Genomic DNA, 11,708 nt, shown 5'->3' on the forward strand with positions numbered 1-11,708 from the left:
CGGCGTGGGCGCGGATGTGTCCCCGGCCGCTGGTGCTGTTCTTCGACGAGATCGACGCGTTGCGCGGGCAGAGCCTGATCAGCGTGCTGCGGCAGCTGCGGGCCGGTTTCAGCGAGCGTCCCGCCGCGTTCCCGGCGTCGGTGGTGTTGTGCGGGCTGCGGGACGTGCGGGACTGTGCCGGCTGGGGCCTCCGGCTGCGCGAAAAAACGATGATCGCGCAGCCTTTGGCCAGCCAGGCGGCCGCGGGGGGTGATCCGTCCCGTCTGGGTACCGCCAGTCCGTTCAACATCAAGCTGGAGTCATTGCGGTTGGGGGACTTCACCCCCGGCGAGGTCGGTGAACTGTATGCCCAGCACACCGCCGAGACCGGGCAGGAGTTCACCCCGGACGCGGTCGACCGGGCGGTCGAGCTGACCGCCGGGCAGCCTTGGCTGGTCAACGCGCTGGTCCGTGAGGTCGTCGAGAAGATCGGCGTCCCGACCGCGGAGTCGATCACCGCTGAGCAGGTGGAGCAGGCCATCGACCTGCTGGTGCGCTGGCCCTGGGCCGGCTCGGACGGCATCCGTCGGTGGCAGCGGGAGACGGTCGAGCTCAAGGTGTGGCGCCCCCGGGGAACCCGACCCTCTCGCCAAAGGGCTGACCCAGCTCGACGGCTACCTCGACCGGCTCGACCTCGACCACGGTGTGCTCGTGCTGTTCGACCGTCGACCCGATGCCGCTCCCATCACCGGACGCACCGGGTTTCGACAAGGCCACCAGCCCCGCCGGCCGCACCGTCACCCTCCTGCGCGTTTAGAGGGTCATGGGTATTCGACTGGAACGGGCAAGATCCACATTGATCGCTGATGGTAGCGCTGGAAATTCGCTGCGTCCTGGCAGGCCACCTGCTCGCTGACCGCGGCGGCCTCCAGCTTGACCGGGTCGTCCGAGCGGCTGATCATGCCGACCGGGACTGCCCGCGCCGGCCGGCTGCTGGACGACGTTGGCGAGTTCGTGCGCCAGCAGTCCCCGGCCAGCTGGCATTGATGGATCGAATCAATCGGTCTGGCGTGAAGAACGCGTCCGTGCGGGTGGTAAACGCCTCGGCCTGCATGGCCCGGTTGCCGGCTGTACGCCAAAGGTCTGCTACCGTCCGATACTAGCTGCATATCGGCTCGCCGGAGGGAACTCGTAGGCGCGTATGCCGCCCGGTGACGGGGTACGAGCCCAGGTCGTGGAGATACACGCGGGCTCTTGCGCCAAATATGCCATGAGACCACTTGCCTGGAGCGACCGTGACCCCACCAAAGGACACCGATCAGATCCCGGAACGTCGTAGCCCCGGCGACATGGCCAAGGCCAGCGGTCCACCGGGGCTGTTCGCTGACGATCGTAGCACCTCGAGGAGCGGGACGGCGGATGCAGGCAGTACCCAGTCGCCGGCATCGGAGTGGCCCGCAGTCGGGGGATGGGTTGACCGGTGGCTGTCGTCGCCTCGGTTGGCGTCTTACCTGGCTGCTGCGGGCGGGGACCGGTTGGCTGCCCTGGTCCTGTATGAATGGAACGCGCGTGTCGCAGCCGCTCTCCTCCACGACTTGTGCCACCTCGAGATCGGGCTGCGCAACGCCTATGACTCTGCGCTGTGCGCGGCCTGGAAGGGTTCCCGGCATTGGATCTACACAGCTGATACCGCTATGTTCGTCCCGCTGCTGCGTACCAGGTCCGGACGCCGTATCGACGTCAACGCCAAGCCCCGAAATGCTGTCACAGCGGCAATCAGAGCTGCCGGCGGACCTTCCGCGAAGCCCGGAAAGATCGTGGCCGAGTTAGGGTTTGGATTTTGGCGCTATCTGTCATCCGCAAGCCACGAGAAGACTCTGTGGGTTCCCTATCTGCACCGTGCGTTTCCTTCCGGCACCGACCGCCGCGACGTGGACGGACGGGTCGGTCGAATGCACGTGGTGCGCAACCGTGCCGCGCACCACGAACCTCTGTTCCGCCTCGACCTCGCCGTGATCCTCGCCGACCTACGTTTCCTCGCCCATTTGATAGCTCTGCCACTCGCAGACTATGTGACCGCAACCAGTTGGGTTCCCGCGTTGATCGCGGCCCGGCCGCCAGGGGTGGGTTCGTGACGGCCCCAGGTCTTCCGGATCGGATCAGGTGGCTGCCAGGGATTCTTCCTCCTTGTCCGGCATCGGTGCGGCTGGTCGTCCGACCGCGTTTCGGCGCACGGTTCCCGCGGCCAGCGGGCCGTCCAACCTGTCGTGTTCCATGGTTGCCCTCCGAAGGGTGCGTGTCCGGACCCGCTGTCCCAGCGTGATTATGGGCCATCCCGAGCTGGAGACCACACCGCCGGGACAACCTTGGCGACAAATCTTGGCGCACCGCAGACTGCCCGAAGGGGTGCCTGAACCGCGCAGCTCGGTGCTGACAGCCTCCGGTCGCGCGAAGAGAATCGTGATCATATAGCCTCGGTGTCGCCGCTGGCGGCACCGGTCTGCTTGGTCCGCTCAGTGCGCGATCATCCGGTGGATCCAGCGGTTAACGTCGTTCGTTTCGGTCGGGGCCAGTTCGCCGATCGACTGATCACTGGGCATGCGCCTGGTGGAGATGGCCGTGATGTCCTCGGTGCGGGCCCAGCTCGGCCGGTTCAGGCCGGACTCCCGCGAGGTGATCGGTACGTGGTGGGGGAGCCCGCGATCCCGGGCGCTTGTCGGCACCACGATGGTCATGTCAATCGGGAAGCGGCAGCGCAGTTCGGACGCCACCACGACTGCCGGCCGCATGCCTGCCTGTTCGCTGCCGAGGGGATGGCCGAAGTCCACGATTCACACCTGCCACGGCCGAACGTTTCTCACGCTGTTCCGACAGCACCGTCTCGCCGCAGCCAGTCGCCGGCGGCGTTGTCGGTGAGTTGTGACTCTTCCAGGTAGGAGGCCCATTCCCGCTCGTCGGCGCGCAGGCGGTCATAGGCCGCCAGTGCGGCCCGCTCCTCTCGGACGTGGCATGTCAGTCATGCTGGCGGCTCATACCCGTCTGGACGGCGGGGGCCCGCGCGGTCGGCGAAGCGGTCCTGCAGGTCTGGGAGGTTTGGGTCTTCAGGGGCACTATGCTGGTTTTCCGCTGACTACAGTGACCTGTAGTGTCACAAACGGCAGCAGATAAGCGGGGGGTTTCGGTGCTGCGAGGCGGCCATCATCACCCCGTGACGGATACGGGGAGCGTTCCGGCGCGACGTCCGGTCCGGTTACGGGTCCCGATCCGGACCTTGTTACCGGTGACCGGGGCGATTGCCATCATCATGGGGCTGGTCACCCCCGGGTTGACCGTGCCGCTGGTGTCCGCGCTTCCCGTGGCAGCCGCGTCGACACCTGGCCAGGAGTCGACGTTCCCGCTGCGCGTCATGGAGTTGCCGGAGAAGGTCGACCAGGCTACTCTGAGTAATTTAGACAGCCTGCTCAAGGGGATCCCGGACAGCGGCGGAGCCGTTGTGGCGCGGGTGACCGGCACGTCCACCCTGGTCGGTGACCGAGGTGCCCCGACCGTCCTGGATTCGATCTTCGATCGTCGCGCCAAGCTCGCCGTCCAGGTCGCGTTGCGCAGCCGCTCGAAGGCAGGTGCGCAACCTGACCTCGGGACGGCCGGCTCGTTGCTGCTGGCCGTGGCCGACCACCGATTCGCGGCCGCGGACGAAGCCCGTGCCGCGCTGTCCCGTAACAGCGAGCAGAAGGCGCCCTGCTCGAAACAGTGCCAGGAGCAGGTGGCGGGTACCGAGACAGAACGCGCCTCGGGGATGTACGCCACCAACAGCGACCCCTTCTTCCTGGACGTCATGCTCAAGCGGGCGCTGCTGGTGGACGCGTCGGCTGTTCCGGCCGACCTGACCCCTCCGCCAGTGGAGCCGTCCCCACCGGGGCAGGACGACTCGACAGTGCCTTCCTGGGCTTATGTGGTGATCGTTGTCGTACTGCTCGGGCTTGGCGTCGCCGTCTTCGGAAAGCGTGATTCGCCGGCAGCCGACTGGTGGCGTGGCCTCCTGCGCAAGGGCGAGGACAGCGAGGAGGACGAGGACGACGGCGGTGCGGACGACGAGGACGGCGAGCGGATCGACTCACGGCCGGCGTCTCCTGTCGCGCCGCCGAACGTGTCCGTCAGCCCACTCGGTATCGTGCATTCCCCTTTCGACCCGCAGGGTTACGTCGCGGTCGACGGCGGACTCTACCGGGCGACCTGGATGGGTCCGGGGTCGGGCCGGCCCCGCGTCGGCGACCAGGTGCGGCTGAGAATGCACGAGGTGGACGGACTGCAGGCGTGGCCGGCGCAAGGCCGCTTCGGGCTTCGCCCGTAGTAACTGGGAGACGGGGACACATCAGAAAATGGCACCTCGTAACAGCTCTGACAGGGCAACGGATCGCCAGCAGCCGCGGGACGTCATCGGGAACATCCCTATTCCCCGGCCGAGTCACCGCGTGCTCGTAGTCCTGTGTATGGATACCTCGTATTCGATGCGTGGCGAGGCGATCGGCAGGCTCAACGATGCGCTCGCCAGCTGGGCGCGCAGTATGCAGGCGGGCGAGAAGATGGCGACGACCACCGAGTTCGCACTCATCACTTTTGGTGCTGGGGGAGTGCGGAAGTGGCGTGGCAGCGAGAGCTTCGATCCGCGCAGCGACCGGACTCCGTTCGTACCGGCCCACAGTTTCCGACCGCCGAAACTGACCGCCGACGGCGTGACACCGCTGGTCGAGGCGGTCCGGCTCAGCATCTCGGTCATCGAGGCGCGCAAGCGGCAGTTAGCTCAGGACAAGGTGACCTGGAAACGTCCGCTTGTCTGGCTGGTCACCGACGGCCGGCCAACCGACGAGCAGGGGCATCCGGCGTTGGACTGGCGGCCACTGACGAGCGAGATCCGCGCCCTGGAGGCAGCCCAGAAACTGGCTCTGTTCGCGATCGGCATCCCGCCCATCGACGACCAGGGCCAGGAAACCCTGCGTGAGCTCGCGCCGGAGCGAAACATGATGTACGGACGGTTCGACTTCAGCGACATCCTCGTGCAGCTGGACAGAAGCGTGGAGGATCCCAACTACAAGCTGCGTGGCTACCAGCCGAGGCAGGCGTGACTCCCGACCGGCAGCCCGTGGCCGTGGAACGCAACGCCGGCGGTGGCCGGCCCGATCGTTGGCGTATCCGGGGGGCCAGCGTCCAGGGATATTCACACGTGCGGGAGGGGAAATGGTGCGAGGACTCGTTCGCCCACCTTTCGCTGTACGAGCGGGGACCCCTTCCCGACGTCCACGTGCTGGCGGTGGCCGACGGCGCAGGATCCGCACCCCGATCGGCCGAGGGTTCCCGGCTCGCGGTCGCGATCGCCACCCGGCTCGTGCGCGATCGGATCCACGCTGCCGGTCGGTCCACGACCGCGCCCGAACTACGGCAGATCCTGGCGGCCTCGCATGAGGAGATAGTCACCGAGTTCCGGCGGGTCGTCGCCGCGGTTTCCGGGCCGGAGCATGTCGACGAGTTCGCGACGACGTTGACGGTCGTCGTGCTCGCCCATCCCGTCATCGGCTACCTGAGCATCGGAGACGGCTTCATCGTCATCCGAACGGGTGACGGGGGACAGGCCAACCTGCACCTGCTCGACGCCGGGACCGCCGACGCCGAGCATGCCACCCATGCGGTCTTCCTGACCTCGGACACGAGCCGGGCCGTCCGGGTGAACGCCGTCTACGACCCCTGGATCAGTGGTGTGTTCGTGTCGACCGACGGTCTGATCCCCGTGGCACTGCGGCGGGACACCGACGGCCGGCTGGCGGTGGCCAGGGAACCGGTCATCGACACCGTGCTCAGACTGCTCGACGACGACCATTTCGACGCCTCCGGACTCGTCCGTCTGCTGTTACGGGAGGCGGTCACCGAAGTGACCCAGGACGACACGACGCTGGTAGTGGCAGTCCTGTGTCGGTGACGGAGATTTTTGTGAACGGGCGCAGGCTGACCTGCTCGACCGTGCTCGGCAGCGGAACAGAGTCGATCGTCCATGCCGTGGACGCCGATCCCCGGCAGGCCGTGAAAATCTACCGGGAGCCCGATGCCGAGCGTACCCGCCGGCTCGAGCACATGCTTCGAGCCTTCAATGCGTCACAGTTCGTCGAGCCTGTTTCCGGTCATCCGGTGCTGGTATGGCCGGAGGATCTCGCCCGTGATTCCACCGGGGCGGTTCTCGGTTACGTCATGCGGCGTTCCGACCATCAGCCGCTGAGCACTTTCTTCGAACATTACACCCGTCTGACGAAGTTCCCGGACAAGGACTGGAAATTTCTGCTGGGGGTGGCCAGCAATCTGAGCCAGCTGGTTGCGATCCTGCACGATCAGGAGATCGTGATAGGTGATCTCGCGCCGTCCAACATTCATGTCCGGGCGGACGGTCTGATCAGTTTTCTCGACTGCGACTCGCTGCAGTTCCGGTATGACGGGGAGGTTTTCGCCTGCCATACCGTCACCCCGGAATATGCCGCGCCCGAGCTGCTGCCCGAGCTGGCGGGACCCAAGAACGTCGAAACGGACCGGTTCACCCTCGCGCTGCTGGTATGCCAGCTGCTGCTGTGCGGTGACCATCCGTTTCAGGGCATCCCGGCCCGGCCGCTGGACGTCGACCCGTCACCCGAGACGAACATCCAGTACGGCATCACCGTCCTGACAGCGCCCAGGGAGGTCGAGGTCCCGGACGAGGCCATCGAGCCCGGCGTCCTTCCGCCGCGGGTCGCCGCGCTGGCCAGGCAGGCGTTCGGGGCGGGTCACGGCACGGCCGGGTCGCGGCCAGCCGCGCAGGAATGGGTCGAGGCGCTCGACCTCGCCTGGGACGACGTCAAAATGTGCGGCAGCCGGAAGGTTCACACCTACAGCGGGCATCTCCCGGAATGTCCATGGTGCGCCCGGGGCAGGCTGGGCCGTTTTGATCCGTTCCCGGCACTGCCGGACCTCGCTGGGGGCGGTGCCGCAGGTGGTGGCGCCGGAGCCGGTGCTGGAGCGCCCGCCGCGAAGTTCCCCACGGTTCTTCTCGTCGTCGCGGCCCTGCTGGTCCTTGCGCTGCTGGTCGTCGCCGTCGCCACCCGGTAGAGCGACATCGGCAGAAGCGACATCGGCAGAAGGAGGTAGAGGTAGCTGTGCACCCACAAAGCACGTATCCACAAAGCACGTATCCCCGAACCACCCTGATTCCGTTCTACCTCGTGGTGGACGTCTCGCAGTCGATGGACGGGCCGCGTCTGGACACCGCAAACCTCATTCTGCAGCGGATCGGGGAGGCGTTGGCCCGCGATCCGGTCGCCGCCGCCCGGGTCCGGGTCGGCATGATTGACTTTGCCGGCGGCAGCCGAACGGTGCTTCCGCTGTGCGACTTGCTCAACACGGCGACGTTCCCCCGTCTGGAGTGCCGTGACGACGGCACCCGATATGCGCCCGTATTCAACCTGTTACAGGCCACCGTGGACCGCGACCACCGTCAGCTGGAGGCCGACGGTTTTGTCGTGGGCCGGCCCGGTGTGTTCTTCCTCAGCGACGGCGAACCCTTCGACGATCCTCCCGGTGCCTGGGAGGAGGCCTTCGCCACGCTGCTCAGGGAATGCCCGACCACGCCGCATATTATTCCCTGCGCCGTCGCCGACTCGAATCCCGGAATCATGCGGGCGCTGGCTCATCCGGCACCGACGGCACCATTGTTCATACAAAGCCGGCTGGCCAGCCCGGAAAGTGCGATCAAGAATCTGACCGAGATCATCGTACGAAGTGTCGTTGCCTCGGGACACCAGGAAATGGTTGTGATCGATGAAACGGACGTCCATGCCCTCGACACGGTTATCGTCGACCCGCCCGAATCCTGGATCGATCCGGACAGTCGTTACTGAGTCTACTGAGTGTGTGCTGTGAGGTGGCAGGACATCGCCGTCGGGCGGCAACGACTCGGCCAGGTCGATCTGTTGAGCAGGGGAGGCCAGGCAGTCATCTACCGGCTGCCCGAATTCGATCTTCCTGACGTGGCGGTGCCGCTCGTCTACAAGGAATATCGTTCTGTCGTGGGGCGGGTGCCGGCCCAGGGCCTTGCCAACATCATCGCACTGCGGCTGGCGTTGCCGGCCGACCAGCGCCTGTGGTTTGACACGCACCTGACCTGGCCGTTGCGGATTGTGGTTGACAACGACGGCGCCTTCGCCCGTGCGAAGGTGCTCGGGGTCGTCATGCGGCTTATACCCGATGCTTTCTTCCAGGTGTTCCCGGCAGCGGCCGGACGGCTGGAGCGCCAGCCGAGCGAAGCGCGGTCGCTGTTCGCCGGCCCCGACGAGATGCGGGCGCTCGGCCTGCCATTCCCGAACCGTGCGCAACGGTGGTGGCTGTGCCTGCGGCTGGCCTATCTGGTGGCGTTCCTGCACAACCAGGGCATCGTCTTCGGCGATATCTCCGCCCGGAACGTCCTCTACCGCCTGCGACCGACTCCGGATGTGCTTCTTGTGGACTGTGACGCGGTACGAAAGGTCGGCAACGCAGCGGTTGTCGACCAGGGGCACACTCCGGACTTCTTCCCTCCGGCGGTGCACGAACCACAGTCGATCAGTTCCGACCTGTTCAAGCTCGGTCTGTTCATCGCCCGTATTCTCGCGCCCGGCCGAGCGGTCACACCGGACATCGCCACGCAGGTTGTCGACGGTGTTTTCGACCGGACCGGCGTGAACCTCGTGCGGGCCAGCCTGTCCACCGACCCACAGGCCCGTCCGGCAGCCCTTGCCTGGTATCGGTACCTGCGATCCGGCGCGGGCTCGCATCCCACGACGCTGCCACTGGGGCGTTGACGCGCTCCACGTCAGCGGCATCGTTTTTTCTACCGTCGGCGTCGCTTTTTCCTGCTGCTGGACCGCTTGCGATGGTGGGTATGAGTGGACGCGTCGTCTCCTGATCGTGTTCGGTTGTGTGCCTGGCGGGCAGCGGTTCTGGCTGTTTTCGCCACCGCGGGTTGGGGATGGGCCTGGCCCAGCGTCTCCAGAAAGTTTTCATATCCGGGTAGTTCCGGCGCGACCGCGGTGAACTGCCGAAGCAGGTCGCCGGCCCCGCCGGGCCAGTTAGCCGCCGCCTGGTCGAACGCGACGCACAGTGCCGAGCCGAGCGGCGGCGTCATCGTGTCCTGCTCCGCCTCCTGCGTCCCGTCGGCCGTCTTGTTCTCGTCAGCTACCTCATCCTCGTCAGGCGTGTCGTATTCCGCGGGTTGACGAGCCCGATATTCGGCGAAGGTAAGCATGTTGAGGCGTTCGAACAGCAGCACCGCCTGGGCGGAAAGGGGCGGGTCAGCAGGCTGTTCTCCGCGCAGCCGCAAGGCTTCGGTAGCCAGCGCTCCGTTTATGGGATCGTCGACAGCCTCGTGAAGCGCGGTCCGCAGAGCGTGTTCCGCCGCGGGGTCTTCCAGCGGCGCAGGCAGCTGCGGTATGACGACATGGCGCAGGTCGCGCGTCGGGTCGGTCTCGTACCGCACGCCGAGCAGGTCGAAGATGGCCCTGCGGCTGTGCGGTTTGCCAGCGATTGCCGCCAGCAGCTCCTGCCAGGCCTTGGCGATGTCGCCTCGGGCGTCCAGCCAGGTCTGCAGCACGTGTAGCCGGATGCGCTCAGTCCATGACGGCATCGATCGCAGTAGCTCGTCCGCGTCGACGGCGGCTATCTCGCCGATGGTCAGTGCGGTCCCGCCGGCCGCTTGGAAGCCGACTCGCACCAGTGCCCTGCCGAGCCGGGTGAGCTCGACCCGATCGTCCGCACGCTGCATGACACCGAGTGCTGCCAAACGGTCGACGAGCAGAGCCTGCCAGTAAGCGATCCCCAGCAGCTCGGTGCGGTCGGATGCGTCCAGCTCGCCCTGGCGGAGGAGACGCCTGAGCTCGTCATCAGCCGGTAGGTGGTAGGCGGCGGGCAGAGATTCGTCATCGTCGCCGAACACGAGGGTGAGCTGGTCGGGGTCCGACGACATCGGCAGGGGTGGGCGCAGCTGCGCGGCCAGGGTGACCGTGTTCCGGGCGGACAGCGGCGGCAGCTGGGCGATCTCTTCCAGATCGTAGGGCAGCACCCACATCTGAGCCACGGCGGCCATCCTGGCCAGGGATGCCGGGGCGGGATCCTCGAACAGCTGGAACAGGGTGAACGGGAGGTCCTCGACCAGGGCCTCGATGGTGCCGCGCTCCTCGCTCGGTACGTCGGCCTGTTCTGCGCGTTCCGCGAGATGGGTCAGTTCGGTCGCGACTGCGCCGAAGGCGTCCAGACCGAGCTGGACAAGCTCGCCCGCAGTACCGTCACGCCAGACCTGCAGAGCGCCGCCGGTGACGATCCGGCCGTCGGCGGGACGCAGCAGGTCAACCGCGAGGGCATGACGCCACACCTCGTCCAGGACCTGGGGAGGCAGACCCAGCTGCCCGGCCGCGAACTCGCGGGCCGCCGGCGCAGCGGCATCGGGCCCGCCCGTCACGCCGCCCTGCTGCTCGACCCACTCGGCCAGTCCGGCCGCCGCAGGCAGCAACGCGGAGGAACGGAGAAGTTCGGCGATCTCCGTGGCCGGGGCGTCGTCCGTCGGGGGAAGGTGGGTGTCCCCGCCACTCATATCTTTCTGGATCCGGCGAAGCTCGTGCATCAGCAGGTCGGTTACCGTAGCCGTGTTGTCGCGACGGGGAGTCAGATCGCGGAACTCGCCGCGCAGAGCGGCGCTCAGCCCGACGGCGGTACCTCGGTCCAGCAGGGCGTCCGTCGCGTCGTCGACCATCGTCGTGCGATCGAACCCCGGTACCGGCTCGGCCTGGACCGAACCGTTCGCCGTGGCGTCCAGGATGTCACTGATCCTGGTGAGGAGGAGGCCCTGCAGGACAAGCTCGGCGTTTTCGGTACGCAGCCCCAGGATGACCGTCCGCTGGCGTGAAATGATGCCCGTATCGTCGACGGCCGGAGTGCCCAGAGCGGATTCCAATGTGGCGCGGCGTTGTGACAGCGGCCGTTCCCGATATTCGCACAGCCACTGCCATACCGCCTGTCGGTCGGTCGGATCCACCCCGTCGGCGCGCAGCAGACCGGCATACAGGCGCGGCCAGGTAAGGCGAACGGGGTCGGTCATCGCCCGCTCGTAGTCCGTGATCGACTCCTGTAATGCCGTGTGCAGCTTGCTCTGACGTTTTGCGTTCAGCAGGCCGGCTTCCCGCCGCTGGTCGATCAGGGCTGCCAGGACGTCGGGGTAGGCCCGCAGTTCCTCCGGATCGGCGGTGACGAGCTGCGGCAGGTCTTCGTCCATGATCTGGCGGATCAGGGCGACGGTTGGTTCGGGAAGGCCGCCGCGGACCCTGGCACCACGCAGTACCAGCAGGGCGAGTACGACACCGGCTGGTCGGACCGGCAACGTGGTACCCCGCTCCCGAGCCCACGCCACCAGATGGTCCAAGCCGGGGTCGAGAAGGTCATCCAGATCACGCACTGTCTCAGGGTAGTCGGCGCCCCCGGCCGTCCCATGCCGGGTACCCGCCCACGGAGCAGGCTGTACGGGCGGTCTCCGTGGCGATGTCATCCCACCGGCGTACCCCGAAGGTACGGTTTCACCTCGCCTTCGCCGGACCGCTTTCGTCGCCAACAGCCTTGCTACCGAAGCGGCTAGGTCGTTTTCATCGCGATAATGGCGGTTTCTACCTACGGATACCGGGCGTCCGCCGAAGCGG

The 11,708-nt window shown here is 66.8% G+C and carries 9 protein-coding genes and 1 pseudogene; 8 read left to right on the forward strand and 2 right to left on the reverse strand.

The annotated features are described in order from the left end of the window. Together DD1DGNOD_RS07675 and DD1DGNOD_RS07685 are read left to right on the forward strand one after the other, a co-directional pair. Nucleotides 1-839 (forward strand): annotated as a pseudogene (locus DD1DGNOD_RS07675) (hypothetical protein); the annotation flags it as partial. A gap of 639 nt (nucleotides 840-1,478) precedes the next feature. Then, complete coding sequence (locus DD1DGNOD_RS07685; RefSeq protein WP_206443018.1) at nucleotides 1,479-2,114, forward strand: hypothetical protein; 636 nt, start codon at nucleotides 1,479-1,481, stop codon at nucleotides 2,112-2,114. 378 nt (nucleotides 2,115-2,492) lie between these two features. Here the strand turns inward: DD1DGNOD_RS07685 and DD1DGNOD_RS07690 are convergent, their stop codons facing one another. Further along, nucleotides 2,493-2,807, reverse strand: coding sequence for a type II toxin-antitoxin system PemK/MazF family toxin (locus DD1DGNOD_RS07690; protein ID WP_241251312.1), 315 nt, complete (start codon nucleotides 2,805-2,807; stop codon nucleotides 2,493-2,495). Nucleotides 2,808-3,259: 452 nt separating this feature from the next. Between DD1DGNOD_RS07690 and DD1DGNOD_RS07695 the strand changes: the two genes are divergently transcribed. The 6 genes from DD1DGNOD_RS07695 to DD1DGNOD_RS07720 all read left to right on the forward strand — a co-directional run bounded on the left by DD1DGNOD_RS07695 (nucleotide 3,260) and on the right by DD1DGNOD_RS07720 (nucleotide 8,828). Beyond that, nucleotides 3,260-4,330, forward strand: coding sequence for a hypothetical protein (locus tag DD1DGNOD_RS07695; RefSeq protein WP_131765899.1), 1,071 nt, complete (start codon nucleotides 3,260-3,262; stop codon nucleotides 4,328-4,330). 121 nt (nucleotides 4,331-4,451) lie between these two features. Beyond that, complete coding sequence (locus DD1DGNOD_RS07700; RefSeq protein ID WP_165036511.1) at nucleotides 4,452-5,102, forward strand: vWA domain-containing protein; 651 nt, start codon at nucleotides 4,452-4,454, stop codon at nucleotides 5,100-5,102. After that, nucleotides 5,099-5,950: a protein phosphatase 2C domain-containing protein gene (locus DD1DGNOD_RS07705; protein WP_131765901.1), complete on the forward strand. Its 852-nt coding sequence runs from the start codon at nucleotides 5,099-5,101 to the stop codon at nucleotides 5,948-5,950. Before DD1DGNOD_RS07700 ends, DD1DGNOD_RS07705 begins: the two co-directional genes overlap by 4 nt. A gap of 11 nt (nucleotides 5,951-5,961) precedes the next feature. Next, the gene (locus DD1DGNOD_RS07710) at nucleotides 5,962-7,101 is read left to right on the forward strand and encodes a protein kinase domain-containing protein (RefSeq protein WP_131769763.1); all 1,140 of its coding nucleotides are present in this window, start codon (nucleotides 5,962-5,964) and stop codon (nucleotides 7,099-7,101) included. A gap of 47 nt (nucleotides 7,102-7,148) precedes the next feature. After that, entirely contained in the window at nucleotides 7,149-7,889 is a 741-nt protein-coding gene (locus tag DD1DGNOD_RS07715; RefSeq protein WP_131769764.1) for a vWA domain-containing protein, read from the forward strand. An 18-nt stretch (nucleotides 7,890-7,907) separates the two neighbouring features. Next, a complete protein-coding gene (locus DD1DGNOD_RS07720) occupies nucleotides 7,908-8,828 on the forward strand; it encodes a hypothetical protein (protein WP_131769765.1) in 921 nt (306 codons plus the stop codon). A gap of 29 nt (nucleotides 8,829-8,857) precedes the next feature. Here DD1DGNOD_RS07720 and DD1DGNOD_RS07725 read toward each other — a convergent pair whose 3' ends face one another. Next, nucleotides 8,858-11,470, reverse strand: a complete 2,613-nt coding sequence (locus DD1DGNOD_RS07725; RefSeq protein ID WP_131769766.1) for a hypothetical protein — start codon at nucleotides 11,468-11,470, stop codon at nucleotides 8,858-8,860. Nucleotides 11,471-11,708 lie beyond the last annotated feature (238 nt).

Origin of the sequence: Candidatus Protofrankia californiensis (assembly GCF_900634765.1) — a bacterium.
GTDB lineage: Bacteria > Actinomycetota > Actinomycetes > Frankiales > Frankiaceae > Protofrankia > Protofrankia californiensis.